Source organism: Bartonella sp. Raccoon60 (genome assembly GCF_002022585.1).
In the GTDB taxonomy this organism is placed as follows: Bacteria; Pseudomonadota; Alphaproteobacteria; order Rhizobiales; family Rhizobiaceae; genus Bartonella; species Bartonella rochalimae.
This window is the reverse complement of sequence record NZ_CP019786.1, coordinates 723244-740921: the sequence shown is the minus strand read 5'-3', so window position 1 is coordinate 740921 and position 17678 is coordinate 723244. Positions and strand designations below refer to the sequence as shown.

At 35.9% G+C, this 17678-nt stretch carries 12 protein-coding genes and 3 pseudogenes; 12 read left to right on the top strand and 3 right to left on the bottom strand.

Annotation, left to right across the window (positions count from 1 at the left end):
• The first annotated feature begins 283 nt into the window (after positions 1-283).
• Positions 284-3772, top strand: a complete 3489-nt coding sequence (gene dnaE / locus Bra60_RS03320; protein WP_078689044.1) for a DNA polymerase III subunit alpha — start codon at positions 284-286, stop codon at positions 3770-3772.
• A 255-nt stretch (positions 3773-4027) separates the two neighbouring features.
• On the opposite strand, the gene Bra60_RS03315 is transcribed toward dnaE, so the two are convergent.
• Positions 4028-5287, bottom strand: coding sequence for an FAD-binding protein (locus Bra60_RS03315; RefSeq protein WP_078688602.1), 1260 nt, complete (start codon positions 5285-5287; stop codon positions 4028-4030).
• Between the two features lie 21 nt (positions 5288-5308).
• A complete protein-coding gene (locus Bra60_RS03310) occupies positions 5309-5557 on the bottom strand; it encodes a zinc-finger domain-containing protein (protein ID WP_035005726.1) in 249 nt (82 codons plus the stop codon).
• Between the two features lie 340 nt (positions 5558-5897).
• Here Bra60_RS03310 and Bra60_RS03305 point away from each other — a divergent pair, with 340 nt between their 5' ends.
• A complete protein-coding gene (locus Bra60_RS03305) occupies positions 5898-8054 on the top strand; it encodes an RNA degradosome polyphosphate kinase (RefSeq protein WP_078698069.1) in 2157 nt (718 codons plus the stop codon).
• Between the two features lie 32 nt (positions 8055-8086).
• Positions 8087-9601 (top strand): Ppx/GppA family phosphatase, encoded by a 1515-nt coding sequence (locus tag Bra60_RS03300; RefSeq protein WP_078688600.1) that lies wholly within the window; start codon positions 8087-8089, stop codon positions 9599-9601.
• Positions 9602-9657: 56 nt separating this feature from the next.
• Here Bra60_RS03300 and rnd read toward each other — a convergent pair whose 3' ends face one another.
• On the bottom strand, positions 9658-10812 hold the full coding sequence (rnd, locus tag Bra60_RS03295) for a ribonuclease D (protein WP_078689043.1): 1155 nt from the start codon (positions 10810-10812) through the stop codon (positions 9658-9660).
• Between the two features lie 132 nt (positions 10813-10944).
• Between rnd and aspS the strand changes: the two genes are divergently transcribed.
• The 9 genes and pseudogenes from aspS (at position 10945) to parC (ending at position 17660) form a co-directional block, all read left to right on the top strand.
• Positions 10945-12735: an aspartate--tRNA ligase gene (gene aspS, locus Bra60_RS03290; protein ID WP_078698068.1), complete on the top strand. Its 1791-nt coding sequence runs from the start codon at positions 10945-10947 to the stop codon at positions 12733-12735.
• A 263-nt stretch (positions 12736-12998) separates the two neighbouring features.
• Positions 12999-13046 (top strand): annotated as a pseudogene (locus tag Bra60_RS07570) (hypothetical protein); the annotation flags it as partial.
• Positions 13031-13264 (top strand): entry exclusion lipoprotein TrbK, encoded by a 234-nt coding sequence (gene trbK, locus Bra60_RS03285; RefSeq protein ID WP_236823973.1) that lies wholly within the window; start codon positions 13031-13033, stop codon positions 13262-13264. The pseudogene Bra60_RS07570 and the gene trbK, both read left to right, overlap by 16 nt.
• A 12-nt stretch (positions 13265-13276) precedes the next feature.
• Positions 13277-13456, top strand: a complete 180-nt coding sequence (locus Bra60_RS07565) for a hypothetical protein (RefSeq protein ID WP_235692183.1) — start codon at positions 13277-13279, stop codon at positions 13454-13456.
• A gap of 96 nt (positions 13457-13552) precedes the next feature.
• Positions 13553-14384 (top strand): annotated as a pseudogene (gene trbL, locus Bra60_RS07740) (P-type conjugative transfer protein TrbL).
• On the top strand, positions 14381-14689 hold the full coding sequence (locus Bra60_RS07550; RefSeq protein ID WP_236823963.1) for a hypothetical protein: 309 nt from the start codon (positions 14381-14383) through the stop codon (positions 14687-14689). Before trbL ends, Bra60_RS07550 begins: the two are co-directional and overlap by 4 nt.
• 161 nt (positions 14690-14850) lie before the next feature.
• Positions 14851-15153: pseudogene (locus tag Bra60_RS03275) on the top strand (hypothetical protein).
• A gap of 18 nt (positions 15154-15171) precedes the next feature.
• On the top strand, positions 15172-15393 hold the full coding sequence (locus Bra60_RS03270; protein WP_078673776.1) for a hypothetical protein: 222 nt from the start codon (positions 15172-15174) through the stop codon (positions 15391-15393).
• A gap of 17 nt (positions 15394-15410) precedes the next feature.
• Positions 15411-17660 carry a DNA topoisomerase IV subunit A gene (gene parC, locus Bra60_RS03265; protein WP_078688597.1) on the top strand — a complete coding sequence of 750 codons (2250 nt, stop codon included), beginning with the start codon at positions 15411-15413 and terminating at the stop codon, positions 17658-17660.
• The last annotated feature ends 18 nt before the right edge of the window (positions 17661-17678 follow it).

Here is a 17678-nt window from a genome sequence, read left to right as displayed (position 1 = left end):
AAGATGTGGGTTATGGAATTAAATAGTCCGATAATGAAGAAAATTAAGAACATGATAAAAAGATAATCAACATTAATCATTTTATATGCTACTCTATTTTATTTATATATTTTTTTATTGTGGCTATAGCTATTTGTTTGGTGGTCATTTATTGATATCAATGAAATTAGTATGTCTTTTGGATATTCTAGAGTGCTAGGATTGTGGCTTTGGTGTAAGTCAAAGATCGTTTACAAAAATAAAAATTGCAATTTGGTATCTATTTTAATGGGAAATAGTGCAAGTGTCAGGAAAAAAAAGAAAAACACCCGATAATAAAAACTCTCTCCCTCGCTTTATTCACTTGAGGGTACACTCAGCTTATTCACTTCTTGAAGGTGCTTTAAAAGTCAAACAAATCATTCAGCACGCCATTTCTGATCGTATGCCTGCCATAGCTATTACGGATACAAATAATTTATTTGGTGCTTTAGAGTTTTCACAATACTGTTTTTCTGATGGTATTCAACCTATTATTGGTTGTCAGCTTGCTATTGATTTTTGTGATGAAAATTGTAATTTACCTTTAACTAAATTGCGTCATTCTTCTGATTATTCTTCCATTGTATTATTTGCTGCGAGTGAAACAGGTTATTCGCATTTGGTTCGGCTTGTTAGTCGTGCATATCTTGATAAGAATGATACGGATCTTCCGCATATTAAAGCTGATTTTCTCTTAAGACACCATGAAGGAATTATTGCTTTAACTGGTGGACCAGGAGGGCCTATTAATTTGGCTTTAACTGAAGATAAAAAAGAACGAGCTATTGAGCGTTTAACTTATTTGAAGAAAATTTTTGGTGATTGTCTTTATGTTGAATTACAACGGCATGGTTCTTATGATTGGAAAGTGGAAGAAGCGCTTATTGAACTAGCTTACACCTATGAGATTCCTCTTGTTGCTACTAATGAGGCATTTTTTCTCAATAAAGAAGGATATGCTGCTCATGATGCGCTCATGGCTGTTGCGGAAGGGCAAGTTGTTTCTAATCCAAATCGTAAACGTGTGACATCAGATCATTATTTAAAGTCACAAGATGAAATGGTTTCACTGTTTTCTGATCTTCCGGAGGCTTTGGAAAATAGTGTTGAAATTGCTTTACGCTGTCATGCTTATGCACCAATTAGAAAACCGATTTTGCCTGGTTTTATAGAGCGATCTGCAGATACATCCTCTGTTTTAGAAGCAGAAGCTAAGGAATTATTAGATCAAGCCAAAGCCGGTTTAAAAATGCGTCTTGAGACAATTGGTTTAGCAGAAGGCTATACAATTGCAGATTATGAGCAGCGGCTTAATTATGAAATTTCAGTTATTACGCGGATGCAATTCTCTGGTTATTTTCTCATTGTTTCGGATTTTATCAAATGGGCAAAAGCTCATGATATTCCTGTCGGTCCAGGGCGTGGTTCTGGTGCTGGGTCCCTTGTTGCCTATGCACTAACGATCACTGATGTTGATCCTTTACGTTTTTCTCTTTTATTTGAACGTTTTCTTAATCCAGATCGTGTTTCTATGCCAGATTTTGATATCGATTTTTGTCAAGAACGACGCGAAGAAGTTATTCGTTATGTTCAGCAAAAATATGGCTGCGATCAAGTCGCTCAGATTATTACATTCGGTAAATTGCAAGCACGTGCAGTATTGCGTGATGTTGGTCGTGTTTTAGAGGTACCTTATCGTCTGGTAGATTATCTGACAAAATTAGTTCCTGCTACTCCTGGTAGTAATATTGAGTTAGCACAAGCTATTATAGATGAACCAAAATTTGAAGAAGAAAAGAAAAAGGACCCTGTTATTGCGCGTATGTTAGATATAGCACTTCAGTTAGAAGGACTCTATCGTCATGCCTCTACTCATGCTGCAGGGATTGTTATTGGTGATCGTCCATTATCAGAGCTTGTACCGATGTATCGTGATCCACGCTCTGATATGCCTGTAACTCAATTTAATATGAAATATGTTGAACAATCTGGATTGGTAAAATTTGATTTTTTAGGTTTAAAAACGCTTACTGTTTTAAAGATGGCTGTTGATTTTGTCGCACGAAAAGGCACGAAGGTAGATTTATCTCATATTCCCCTTAATGATGAAGCAACTTATGCTATGATGTCACGTGGTGAAACAGTTGGCGTGTTTCAAGTTGAAAGTGCTGGTATGCGTAAAGCACTTATTGGTATGAGGCCAGATTGTATTGAAGATATTATTGCTCTTGTAGCGCTTTATCGTCCTGGTCCGATGGAGAATATTTCGACATATAATATACGCAAACATAAAGAAGAAGAAATTACCTCTATTCATCCTAAAATAGACCATTTAGTTAAAGAAACGCAAGGTGTTATTGTTTATCAAGAACAAGTGATGCAGATTGCTCAGGAACTTGCTGGCTACTCACTTGGAGAAGCAGATTTATTGCGTAGAGCTATGGGTAAAAAAATTCATAAAGAAATGCAAGAACAACGTGCACGCTTTGTAAGTGGGGCTGTTGATGGTGGCCTTGATAAGGAGCAGGCTAATGTAATCTTTGATCTTTTAGCAAAATTTGCGGATTACGGTTTTAATAAGTCGCATGCTACCGCTTATGCGATTGTTTCTTATCATACAGCTTATATGAAAGCACACCATCCTGTAGAGTTTTTGGCTGCATCTATGACATATGATATGACAAATACAGATAAGCTCAATGATTTTCGACGTGAGGCATTAAGATTAGGAATTGAGGTTATTGCGCCCTGTGTGCAAACATCACACCGCATTTTTGAAGTTGGTGAGAATTGTATTTATTATTCCCTTTCTGCTGTTAAAGGGGTAGGAGATATGGTCGTTGATCATATCGTGGCTTGTCGTGGAGACAAGCCTTTTAGGGATTTAGAAGATTTTTGTGAACGTATTGATCCTCGTATTGTGAATAAGCGTGCTATGGAGAGTTTGATTTACGCTGGCGCCTTTGATTGTTTTAATGTTGCTCGTGAAGTTCTACTAGCAAGCCTGGTAACTCTTAACGCACGTGCTCTTCGTATTCTTGATAATAATTCTAGTGGGCAAGTTGATATATTTGAGATGTTAGGTGGGTTAAAAGAGCCTTTGATTTTATCTCAAGCATCTCCTTGGTCTGTTGCTGAGAAACTTCATTATGAATTTCAGGTAATAGGTTTTTATTTTTCTGCTCATCCTTTGAGTGAGTATCAAGATGTTCTTATTAAAAAACGTGTTCAGACTTGGAACAATTTTGCTGCTTCAGTTAAAGGGGGAGCTACTGCTGCCCGGCTTGCTGGAACTGTTGTAGCAAAACAAATTCGTAAAACAAAATCTGGTAAGAAAATGGGAGTGATTCAGTTTTCTGATACGAGTGGGCAATATGAAGCAGTTATATTTTCCGAAGGACTTTCTGTATACGGAGATATGCTGGAGCCTGGAAAATCTTTTATCATTACAGTTATTGCGGAGGATCGCTCTGAAGGAATTAGTTTGCGTATTGAAACAATTCAGTCCTTAGAAGAACAAGCACTGCAATGTCATAAAATGATGCGCATTTTCCTAAAAACAATAGATATGCTACCACAAATTGAGCAGAATTTGAATTCTGAAGGCAAAGGAGAGGTAGCACTTGTACTAATTCAAGAGGACGGACTTCGAGAAGTTGAGATAGCTCTTCCAGAAAGGTATAAAGTGAATGCCCATGTAGTCAATGCTATAAAAGTTCTTTCTGGTGTAGTTGATGTCGAGTTAAGCTAAAGTTTATAGGATAAAGATTATTTTTTTAAGCAAGTAGTATTATATTTCTTTAGTGTTATGAAAATTATATTTTAAGTCAGCTTGAAAGATTAAAGTAAATTAGTATTAGCAAATTGACATTTGCAAAATAAACGCTTTATTTGCTTTACAAATTGTATTATTAACGTTTAAAATTTTTTTATATTTACAATGAAAATAGAATTGTAATTTTGGTTGTTTAAGGCAATGAGACTATAATTTTTATAAATTTTCTACTCAATGCTTTTTAATATTATTTTTTGTCAAGTCCATGGCGTCATAAGAGTATAGCCAATCAAGGCGAGACATAATATTTTCTGGTGTATAAATTTTCATAAAGAAATTACGTGCAATTGCTATCGGCCCAGTTGCATGATAGACAAATCTATTAAAATCTCCACGTTTTTTTACAGCAGTAATACGTGGTTTGCGTATTTTTTCATAAAGTGCAGTGGCTTCAGCGAGTGAGAGATTATCCAGAGAGAGTACTTCTGCTAATGTGGCGGCATCCTCTATTGCCATAGCAGCACCTTGTGCTGCGAAGGGTAAAAATGCATGCGCACAATCACCTACAAAGACTTGCTGTTGTAAACCTAAAAAACGATTATGATTCATTTGAAATAATGGCCAATAGCTCCACTCATCAATGTGATTAAAAATTTGCAGAATTTTTGGATTCCAATCATTAAAAAGAGATTTGAGTTTCTCTTTATTTCCTATTTGCTTCCATCTTTTTCCTGGATTTTCTCCATGAGTGATGGCTACGAAATTGAATGTTTTTATTGACTGAATAGGATAGGCAACAAGGTGATTTTTAGGTCCCATCCAAGCAGTAATTGTTTTTATATTTTGTAATAAAGAACAAAATTTTGGAGAAAGACTCTCAAATGATTTTGTTGCTCGCCATGCGATGAAGTTAGTGAAACTAGCTTTTTCATGAAAGGGGGAAAACTGTCGCAATGTTGACCAAACACCATCACATCCAATGAGAAGTGGTGTTGAATAAAATTGATATCGTTGTATTCCAGTTTTTTCTTCTATTGTGATTGTTTTTATTTTAATATTATCCCCTGTAGATTGGGTAGATGATATGATGCTTTCTCCCATTTTGTATTTAATAAGAGGGTTCTTAATAACAGCATTATATAAAACGTTCTGTAAATCAGCTCGATGAATTGTAATATAAGGAGATTTCCAGCGCTTTTCAGATAAGTTAATAAGGTCTGCATGTAAATGCGTTTTCAAAGATATACCATCTTTTAATTCAAGAAAACGCGGTTTAATACCTAATTTAATAAGTGTATTAAGCGTTCCCCAACGGTCAAGAATGCGTGTTGCATTTGGAGTAAGTTGAATACCAGAACCAATACTATAAAGTTGCTTCCGCTTCTCAATAATAGTACTTGCAATTCCTTTATGAGCAAGTGCTAAAGCAGAGCTTAGTCCTGCAATGCCTGCTCCAATGATAATTAGAGATTGATCTTTTAGCTGTTTCATATCAAAGAAAAAGAGAATCTTTTATAAAGAATCTTTGAGATGATACGTACATCCTGTAGGATTTGTCTGATTATGTGGTAGTGTATGATTATAGCGATAAAGTGTTGAACAATAGGGGCAAATTTTTTCATCAGCTGCTCCCATTTCAAGAAAAATATGGGGATGATCGAATGGTTGCGTAGCCCCTATACACATAAATTCTTTTACACCAATTTCAATTGTTTTGTATCCATTATCATTTTGAAAATACGGAATATTATAATCAGCCATAATGCGTAAACTCCAGATAAATTATCTTAATAAGGTATGATTTAAATCATGTGTTTTAATTATTAATTTGTAATATGATATACTATAATGCAAGATGCTTTTTCAGATAACTTATAAATGAGGGTAGATTCAATTGTTTTTAAAATATTCATATAGTTAATATGGAGAGAATTAATCATTATATTATGATTGAATATTATGATTGAGCCAGGACTTTTGAAATTTTTGCAGTTTATAAGATTTGATAAAAAATAGATAAAATTAGGATCTTATCTTCATAAGAGCACGATTTTTATTTTGTAAAGGTTTCTATAAAATATAAAGAATTTTAACTGAATATATGAAACAAACGCTGACAGATCAAATTACTATGCGGGATATAACGATGGATAATCCAGCGCGATTTGTTAATCGTGAGTTTTCATGGTTACAATTTAATAATCGTGTTTTAATGGAAGCTGCAAATTCTAAGAATCCTTTATTGGAACGGGTACAGTTTCTTTCAATTTCAGCAACTAATCTTGATGAGTTCTTTATGGTTCGTGTTGCTGGCCTTGCTGCTCAAATTCGTTCTGGGATTACAAAATGTAGTGCAGACGGACGTACACCGCAGGAACAGCTGGATTTTGTATTAACTGAGATTGCATATTTGCAAGCTAATCAGCAACAAGAATTACGTACCTTACGTTATGAGCTAAAACAAAATAATATTGAAATTGTCTGTTCTGACAAGCTTTCCAAAGTTGAAAAATTGTGGCTTGAAAGGTATTTTTTAAAGGAAGTTTTTCCTGTTTTAGCACCTTCTCTTATTGATTCTATACATTCTTTTCCTTTTATTCCTAATTTAGGTTTTTCTCTTGCGTTCCAATTATTACGGCCCGTTGATCAGCATTCTATAATGGTGTTTTTACCTGTTCCTAATACTTTGAAGCGTTTTATTCTTCTTCCTCAAGAGGAAAATAATTTTCGTTTTATTTTATTGGAAGATCTTGTCTGTCTTTTTATTGATCGTTTATTCCCTGGTTATGATAACAATGGGGCTGGAACATTTAGAATTATCCGCGATAGCGATATTGAAGTAGAAGAAGAAGCAGAAGATCTTGTTCATTTTTTTGAAACTGCGTTAAAAAAACGTCGTCGTGGAGAAGTTATTCGAATTGAATTTAATATGAAAATGCCTGAAAATTTACGCCAATTCATAACGGATGCACTTAGAGTACCTAGTAATTGTGTGAGTGTTATCAATGGTTTGTTAGCACTAAATATGATTTCAGAAATTGTTTCTATTCCGCGCGATGATTTAAAATTTATTTCTTATAGTCCTCGTATTCCAGAGTGTATTCGTGAGTATGGTGGTGATTGTTTTGCAGCTATTCGTGAAAGAGATATTGTTATTCATCATCCTTACGAAACATTTGATGTTGTTATACAATTTTTACGTCAAGCTGCCGCTGATCCTAATGTAATTGAAATCAAGCAAACTCTTTATCGTACATCAAATGATAGTCCGATTGTTAGTGCTCTTATTCATGCTGCTGAGCGAGGTAAGACGGTGACAGCATTAGTGGAATTAAAAGCCCGTTTTGATGAAGAGGCTAATATTCGTTGGGCACGTGATCTTGAATGTGCAGGAGTTCAAGTAATTTTTGGTTTTGTTGAATTAAAAACACATGCTAAAATGTCTTTAGTGGTAAGATGTGAAGAGAACTGTCGTCGTTTTTATGTTCACCTTGGAACTGGGAATTATCATCCAATTACCGCTAAAATGTATACTGATCTTTCCTTTTTTACAACTGATGATGACATTGCTCATGATGTTCGGCTGCTTTTTAATTATCTTACCGAATACGCACAGCCAAATAAACCAATGAAAATAGCATTTTCACCATTAACATTGCGTAGCCGTATTCTTGAACATATCAAAAAGGAAATTACCAATGCACAACAAGGGCGGATAGCTGCTATCTGGATGAAGGTAAACTCATTGGTTGATCCTGAAATTATTGATGCTTTATACCATGCTAGTCAAATGGGGGTACAGATTGATTTGGTTGTGCGGGGTATATGTTGTTTACGTCCTGGTATTCCAGGGATCTCAGATAATATTCGTGTGAAATCAATAGTAGGACGATTTCTTGAGCATAGTCGCATTTTCTGTTTTGGTAATGGTGAGAATTTGCCAAATAAGAATGCTATTGTTTATTTCGGCTCAGCTGATATGATGCCTCGTAATCTGGATCATCGTGTTGAAGTATTGGTTCCAATTTTAAATAAAATAGTTCATCAACAAGTTCTTTCAAAAATTATGTTGGCTAATATTATTGATAACCAACAAAGCTTTGATATATTGGCCGATGGAACATCAAGACGTAGAAAGCCGCAAAAAGATGAAAAGCTATTTAATGCACAGGAGTATTTTATGAGCAATGTGCTTTTTTTCGAGTATGAAAACTTTTTTCAGACTTCTACTTCACCTTTGATTGAGTTGCTTCAGTAACAAATGAAAACACTTAAAGACTGAAATATCCAATGACATATATAAATACTCAAGGTTGGCTGAAAGGGTATAAACCCGTTGCAGTTATCGACATTGGTTCAAATTCTGTTCGACTTGTTGTTTATGAAGGCCTCGTACGTTCACCAGCAGTTTTATTTAATGAAAAAGTTTTTTGTGGTCTTGGTCAAGGTGTTGCAAAAACTGGAGTTTTGGAAGAAAAATCAATCGAGATGGCACTACGAGCACTGAAACGATTTTATGCTGTTTGTCAACAGGTTGGTGCAGATGAAATCTATACTTTAGCAACAGCAGCAGTACGAGAGGCAAAAAATGGATTAGCTTTTATTCAAAGCGCTGAAAATATTTTACAAAATAAAATACATGTTCTCTCGGGAAGTGAAGAAGCTATTTATTCAGCTTACGGAGTTATTTCTACTTTTTATCAGCCAAATGGCATGTCTGGTGATCTTGGCGGTGGAAGTCTTGAACTTATTGATATTCATGATTTTAATGTATGTGAAGGGATAACGTTGCCATTAGGTAGTTTACGACTGCAATATTTGTCAAATAATGATTTTATTTTGGCAAAAAAAATTGTTCATGAGCAACTTTGTAAATCTTCCATTGTTATGCGTAAAGATATATCTCGTTGCTTTTATGCAGTAGGGGGAACTTGGCGTAATCTTGCAAAATTATATATGGTCATCAAAAATTATCGATTACCTGTTATGCATGGCTATGAGGTTGATGCGCAGGAGATGGAGGAATTTTTGCTTCTTGTTATCAATGGTGGTATTGAAAAAATAAGAGAAATTTCAGTTATTCCCAAAAAACGTCGTCAGCTTTTAGCGTATGGAGCGATTGTTCTTATTGAACTGATTCAATGCATGAATTTAAAAAAAATAGTTTTTTCTGGAGCAGGGGTTCGCGAAGGTTTTCTTTATTCAAAATTACCACGAGAAGATCGTGTTTCTGATCCATTAATTACAGCATGTTTAGAAATGGCTATCTTAAGAGCACGCTCACCAAAACAAGCAAGTGAACTGATTGATTTTACCACAGGTGCATTTGAAGCTTTTGAAATTTCAGAAACTGAAAATGAATGTCGTTATCGTAAAGCTGCTTGTCTTCTTTCTGATATCGGTTGGCGTATACATCCAGATCATCGCGGTAATGAAGCAGCTAACCAGATAGCATTAGGATCTTATCCAGGAATTTCACATAAGGGACGTATTTATGCTGCATTAGCAGTCTTTTTCCGTAATACAGGCTTATCATTTGATAAGGAAGCTCCTGAGATTCTTAAATTAGCAACTAGCGATATTGTCGAAAAAGCAAGAATCCTTGGCGGAATTATGCGTATCGCTAATCTTTTTAGTGCCTCTACTGCAGGAATCTTACCTAATTTATCATGGCAAAAAAAGCTAGACAATATTGTATTACATATTCCAGCGCGCTATGCAAATTTAATAAGCGAACGGCCTTATAAACGCTTACAGCAATTATCAAAAATAACTAAATTTCCCTTAGTTTTTGAAGTTTTTTGATTCCTTTGCAAGGTGAAATATCAAAATATTTATTATAATATTTTCATATTTATAAACTAAAGTTTCTTGATCGTTACTTCTCCGTTGTTATAATAAAATGCTATTTGACCTTTTAACATTTGTTCCACTTTTTGACCAAAAATTTCATAACGCCAACCATTCATAGCAGCGATATTATGAATAATATTGCCATTAGAAATTTTTTCTAAATCACTGGACGTTGCAATAATTTGAGGTGCAATATTATTTTCGTTTGCAACAAGCTTTAATAGTACTTTAAGAAGATCAATTGTAACAGCTGTTTTATCATCAATAGCATTATACTTGGGAAGGGCAGGTAAAGTAGCAAGATCAGCTTTTAAGCCTTGGTGTATGGCTTCGATTAATGTATGCACAGCTGGTGAATGATGCCAGCTTTTGTTAATGCTACGTAAACGATACAGAGCAGCTTCATCCTTTGGTTGTTGGGTTGCAATTTCAATAAGACATTCATCTTTCATTATATGGCGACGAGGGACATTATATTGGCGTGCTTCACGTTCACGCCAAGCTGCTATTTTTTGCAATACGGCAAGTTCGCGTTTTTTTGTGATTCTTCCTTTTACTTTTTTCCAAGCTTCATTTTCTGGTATATCATATGTCGTCGGTGTTAAGAGGAGTGCCATTTCATCATGCATCCAATGAGTACGTTTTTTTTCCTCTAATTGTTTTTTTAGTGCAAGATAGACGTCTCTTAGATAAGTAACATCAGAAACTGCGTAGAGCAGTTGCTTTTCAGAAAGGGGGCGACAGCTCCAGTCTGTAAAACGAGATGATTTATCAAGATGATGTCCAGTGCAACGTTGTACAATTTGATCATAGGAAATAGAATCACCAAATCCACAGATTGATCCTGCTACTTGCGTATCAAAGAGGGGAGAGGGAATAATTCCTCCGAGATGATAAATAATTTCGATATCTTGGCGTGCAGCGTGAAAAACTTTAACAACTTTTTTATCAATCATTAGATCAAAAAATGGTTGTAGATTAATATCTTGCGCCATTGGATCAATAAGTATTGTAATATCTGGTGATGCAACTTGAATCAGGCATAGCTGAGGCCAGAAGGTTGTTTCACGTATAAATTCAGTGTCTACTGTTACAAAATTAGATTTGCGCAAAGCGGCAATAGAAATTTCAAGATCTATAGTGTTTGTAATAAGTTCCATTATTTTATTATAGCTAAGTAGATTAAATTTGTCTTTTATTGTATTTTTTTTAGTCTTTTTAATCATACCTTGACAAATGATTGTTAAAAGGCGTTTGTAACGTATGTAAGGTAAATTACAACCAAAGGAAAAAATATGCACCGTTACCGCAGTCATAATTGCGCTGCTCTTCGTAAATGCGATATGGGAAGGCAGGTTCGCCTTTCTGGGTGGGTTCATCGTGTCCGTGATCATGGTGGAATTCTTTTTATTGATCTACGAGATCATTTTGGAATTACACAAATTGTTGTTGATCCTAATTCACCAGCATTTACAATTATAGAAAAGGTGCGTTCTGAATGGGTCATTCGTGTAGATGGAGAAGTACGTGCTCGTGCTGATGAAGTTATTAATGCAGCTCTCCCAACGGGTGAAATTGAAATTTTTGCGAAAGAGGTTGAAATTCTTTCAAAAGCTGATGAACTTCCTTTACCAGTTTTTGGCGAGCCTGATTATCCTGAGGATATTCGACTAAAGTATCGTTTTCTTGATTTACGTCGAGAGACTATGCACAAAAATATAATGCGTCGTACTGAGATTATTGCTTCCATAAGGCGGCATATGCAAGATTGTGCTTTTACGGAATTTACTACACCAATTTTAACAGCTTCATCTCCAGAAGGAGCACGTGATTTTTTGGTTCCAAGCCGTATTCATCAGGGAAAATTTTATGCACTACCTCAGGCACCTCAACAATATAAGCAGTTGTTGATGATGTCTGGTTTTGATCGTTATTTTCAAATAGCTCCATGTTTTAGAGATGAAGATCCACGAGCAGATCGTTTACCAGGTGAGTTTTACCAATTAGATATTGAAATGAGTTTTGTTGAACAGGAAGATATTCTTGTAACTATGGAGCCAATTATACGCTCTATTTTTGAGGAATTTGCAGATGGGAAATCTGTAACGCAAAATTTTCCTCGTATTTCATATGATGAAGCAATGCAGAAGTATGGTTCGGATAAACCTGATTTGCGTAATCCAATTATTATGGAAGATGTTTCTCAGCATTTCCGGGATTCTGGTTTTAAGGTTTTCTCTCAGATTTTAGCGAGTGATCAGAATGCATGTATTTGGGCTATTCCTGCAAAAAATGGAGGTAGCCGTGCTTTTTGTGACCGCATGAATGCATGGGCTCAGGGTGAGGGACAACCAGGTCTTGGTTACATTTTTTGGCGTGAAGAAAATGGAAATTTTGAAGGAGCCGGCCCTATTGCTAAAAACATTGGTGAGCAAAGATCCGAAGCTATTCGTGTGCAACTTGGACTTGAAAGTGGTGATGCTTGTTTTTTTGTTGCAGGAGATCCAAAGAAATTTGCATCTTTTTCTGGAGTAGCACGTACACGGATAGGAGAGGAATTGGGGCTTATTGATCGAGAATGTTTTTCTTTTGCTTGGATTATTGATTTTCCATTTTTTGAATGGAATGAAGACGAAAAAAAACTTGATTTTGCGCATAATCCTTTTTCAATGCCTCAAGGTGGAAAAAATGCTCTTGATTCTCAAGATCCTCTTTCTTTGAAAGCTTTTCAGTATGATCTTGTTTGCAATGGTTATGAAATTGCATCAGGTGGAATTCGTAATCATTCACCGGAAATGATGCTTAAAGTTTTTAATCTTGCAGGCCTTTCTCAAGAGGTTGTAGAAGAGCGCTTTGGTGGTCTTTATCGTGCATTTCATTATGGTGCGCCACCACATGGCGGTATGGCAGCAGGTGTTGATCGCATCGTTATGCTTTTGCAAGGTGTAAAAAATTTACGCGAAGTTTCTTTATTTCCAATGAATCAGCAAGCGCTTGATCTTTTAATGAGTGCTCCATCCGATGTGTCCGCTGTGCAGTTAAGTGATCTAGGAATTCGAATTACCCCAACAGTTAAAAATAAGTAAGGGAGCTGAATTACACTATTTATGTATGTAACTTTGGATAAAAATATCTATAATCTAACCAACTTTTACAAACCCGTGCCCTATTAACTGCTCAACAAATAGCTCAAACGGTGAAATGGCAGCTGAACTGGATGAAAAAGCACGTACTGATACTAGAGAAAACAATAGACTACCTAGGAGTTTGTACCAAGTTTTCCAAAAGATTGAGGAAGCGTAGATTTTAGAGGGGAGTAAAATGAAATCAAATTTACCCATTCTTAATCATGACAATACTAACAGCAATAGCATTAACAGGATGCGGAGAAGAAAGGCCATACCCAAACGCAGAAAACTGTGCACCGAAGCATTTGAAAAAGCATATAATAGTCTTCAAAGTAAAAGGAATCGAGATGCTTTTAAAGCAGAATGTGATGCATTCAATGAACATCGCCGTCGGACTGAATGGAAGTTTGTACCAAGTGCTCCAAAAAATTGGCTCGACTATGATTTTGGAACAACAGACTATGATTATGAAACAACAAGTGATTAGTAAGTGATTAGTATGAGATATAAACTTACTTTAGGTCTCTTAATAACAGTTGGAACAGTAATATTTGTTGATTCAGCAATGGCGGAACAGCTTACCAGTAATGGAATAATGGATGACGTATTGAATCGTTTTCATAACGCAGCTTCTACATGGGAAGTAGTAGTTATAGCGGCAGCATCTCGGTTATTTTAGGTATTAACTACGATTTCAATGGTCTGGACATTTGGCATGATGGCTTTGTGAAAAGCCGACATTGGTGAATTTTTTGCAGAATTTGTTCGTTTCACCATGTTCATTGGTTTTTATTGGTGGCTTTTGACAAATGCCTCTATTGGCATGAACATTGCAGGCACTATAATAAAATCATTACAAACTCTAGGCGCTCAAGCAAGTAACTTACATATGAAAGCCTTTACACTATCCAGCATTATTGATGTAGGATTTCAGATATTTCATAATACTATATTGAATGTTTCGTGGATGAGTCCATTTAGTTCATTGGGTGCTTTTTTATTGGCTGCTAGCATTTTGATTATTGTAGCATTAGTTGCGATCAATCTACTTCTTGTCATGGTGTCAGCTTGGATTCTACTATATGCTGGTGTTTTTTCTCGGTTTTGGTGGAAGCCGTTGGACTTCTGATATAGCTATCAACTACTACAAAACAGTGTTGAGCATTGCTGTTCAATTCATGTCAATGATACTATTGATTGCAATTGGCCAGACTTTTCTTAATCACTATTATACACAAATAAGTAAAGGCATATCTTTGCAAGAATTGGCTGTTATATTGGTTATTTCTTTAATCTTGTTATCCTTAGTCAATAAGGTTCCTCTAATGATTTCTGGAATTATGACAGGTGCCAATTTAGGTGCAATCGGTAACACAGTGGGTGTCGGCACAGCAATAAGCGCCACTGCGGCAGCAGCCACAGGGGCAGTGATGACCGGTAAAGCGGTAGCAGAAGCTGTTTCCGAAGTAGCTGGTGGTGTGTCTGCTCTTAAAGCCGCATACCAAAAAGCAGCATCTTCTATGAATTTAGTAATGATACGCCAAGAATTGGTGATGTACTTAAACAAAGCAAAAACAGTGATAAGGGTCAGGAAGTGGCCACTATGAGCAGTTCACTATATGCCCAAGCTGCCGGTTATGCCAATATGGATAGTTCTTCAAATATTAGAGGTTTTGACACAGTGGTTCAAGCCGCTAAATTGGCCACAGGAACCACTTCAGAATTGGCCAAAGGCATTGGCTCACAAATAAAAAAAGGATTACAAGAACGAATTAAAGAGATGACAGGTGGAAAAATCGCTCAATCTATCCGTGAAAGCATGGAGCCCAAAGAAGAGAGCCAAGAAAATCAATTCTGGGAAAATAGCTTGAGCAAAGCTGATATAAACGACGAAGTTGCAGCATTTAGCTAAAAATAAAATTAGTGAGGTCTATTTGACTAGGTTATTTTTAACTATTCAAAATGGCCAAAATTTTACATCAAATATTTTTAATTAAAGGTACATATATTTTCTATTGTTCTTATTTCATTTTTAAATTAAAAATTAGGAATATATAACATAAGGAGTTTCTTATGAAAAAAATGCCTAAGAGTTATATAACTGATGCTGAACGCAAAAAATTGCAAGCAAGTGGGTTATCTCAAAATTGTATTTATATACTTGAAGCAGAAGCAGCAGAAAAAGCTAATGACGGCCAAACAAAATAGGAATGGTTAGCAATGATTGAGTATCCAGCGCACTCTCTTTTATGTCTTAGAAAATGGCGTGGTGCACAGTTTATTCGTGATATGGGTTTTTCTACCAAGAGTGCAGATGAAGAATATGGTTCAGACTGGCTAGATAAAGGCGTTGTGATAGGAGGTCACCATTTCTAATAATTTGAAGAATTTTTTTTGATAAGAGATGGATATAAAAAAGAAATAGAAAAGACATTATTATTTCAAACATTGAATAATGTGCAACTGGATTTTTCTAATAATTTACGCAGTATTGGCCGCAGTGGTGATATATTATTAATTACTGATACAGAGCGCAATTTCATTGGTGATGATTTGTTACGCTATGCTAATAGCAAATTTGAGCGGTTTTATAGAAGACTTGTTCCTTATTTTTAAAATTGCTACCTTACATTATGTCTGATGAGATGATTCGATCCTTTGATAAGGAGCATATTGAGCCAATAGAATTGCGATCTGCTTTGCAAGAACGCTATTTGGCTTATGCACTTTCTACTATTACACACCGTGCTTTGCCTGATGTACGTGATGGGTTAAAGCCTGTTCATCGACGTATTATCCATGCGATGCGCTTACTCAGACTTAATCCTGGACAAGCTTATGCTAAGTGTGCCCGGATTGTAGGTGATGTAATGGGAAAATTTCATCCTCATGGCGATGCATCTATTTATGACGCATTGGTACGTTTAGCTCAGAGCTTTTCTGTTCGCTATCCATTAATTGATGGACAGGGTAATTTTGGTAATATTGATGGAGACAATGCTGCAGCCATGCGTTATACAGAAGCACGTATGACTGAAGTGGCAATATTACTTCTTGAAGGAATTAATGAAAATGCAATTGATTTTCGTTTAACCTATAATGAAGAAGATGAAGAGCCTATCGTTTTACCAGGAGCGTTTCCTAATCTTTTAGCTAATGGTTCAGCAGGTATTGCTGTTGGTATGGCAACGTCTATTCCGCCACATAACGTTGCAGAACTTTGTGATGCCGCATTATATTTGATTGCTAATCCCCATGCAGATCATAAAGATTTAAGTCAATTTGTGCTTGGGCCTGATTTTCCAACAGGCGGTATTTTGGTTGAACCTAAAAAAAGTATTGAAGATTCTTATCGTACAGGGCGTGGATTATTTCGATTGCGTTCACGTTGGCATCAAGAAGAGGGGAATCGAGGTTCTTATGTGATTGTTGTTACAGAAATTCCATATCAAGTACAAAAATCACGCCTTATTGAAAAAACAGCAGAGTTATTGCTTGCTCGGCGGTTACCGATGCTTGAAGATATTCATGATGAATCAGCAGAAGATATTCGGATTGTACTAGTTCCAAAAAATCGCACAATTGATCCAGAACTTTTGATGGAGTCACTTTTTAAGTTAACGGATTTTGAAGTGAGGTTTCCTCTTAATCTTAATGTATTAACTTTAGGAAAAGTGCCTAATGTCCTTTCTTTACGTGAGAGTTTGCAGCAGTGGCTTCAACATCGTAAAGAAGTGCTTATTCGCCGTTCAAATTATCGACTGAATGAAATTGATTGTCGATTAGAGATTCTGCAGGGGTATCTTATTGCATATTTGAATCTTAATGAGGTGATACAAATCATTCGTGAACATGATGAACCGAAAAAAGAATTGATTTTGCGCTTTAAATTAACCGAGAATCAGGCTGAATCTATTTTAAATATGCGATTGCGTTCTTTGCGTAAGCTTGAAGAATTTCAACTTCGTAAAGAGTTTGATTCTCTTAAGATTGAAAAGGAAAAATTACAGAATTTATTAAATTCCAACATCAAGCAATGGAAAGTTATTGCTGAGGAGATTACAAGAGTTCGTAAAATTTTTGGTCCTGAAACTTTCTTGGGAAAAAGGCGTACAACATTTGAAGATGCACCAAGGCATGATGAAAATGATATTCATCAAGCGATGATTGAAAAAGAACCCGTTACTATTGTTATTTCCGAAAAAGGTTGGGTGCGTGCTTTAAAGGGCCATTTGAACGATTATAAAACTCTTTCTTTCAAAGAAGGCGATGGTTTGAAGCTAGCATTTCCAGCATTCACTACAGATAAAATCATAGTGATAAGCACTGGCGGAAAGTTTTTTACTATTAGTACCAATACTTTGCCTGGAGGAAGAGGTCATGGCGAGCCAATTCGTATTTTAGTAGATATGAATAATGAGCACGATATTCTCACAGCTTTTGTACACAATGTGCAGGGCAAAAGACTTTTAATTTCATCCTATGGCAATGGCTTTATTGTTTCTGAAACTGATATTATTGCTAATACACGAAAAGGAAAGCAAGTGATGAATGTAAAATCTCTTGATAGTTTGAAGCTTTGCATTCCAGTAGAAGGCGATTACATTGCAATAGTTGGAGAAAATCGAAAAATGCTTATTTTTTCTATTGAACAAATACCAGAAATGAGTCGTGGTAAGGGTGTTCGCTTACAACGTTATAAAGATGGTGGTATTGTCGATGCCAAAACTTTTACTTTATCAGAAGGTTTGAGTTGGCAAGATACAGCTGAGCGTAGTTTTAATCGCCAGGCTAATGAACTCGTTGAGTGGATGGGAACGCGCGCGGGAACCGGGCGTTTAGTTCCGAAGGGATTTCCAAAATCAGGTAAATTTTCTAGTTAGTACGATGTAGTGTGTTTG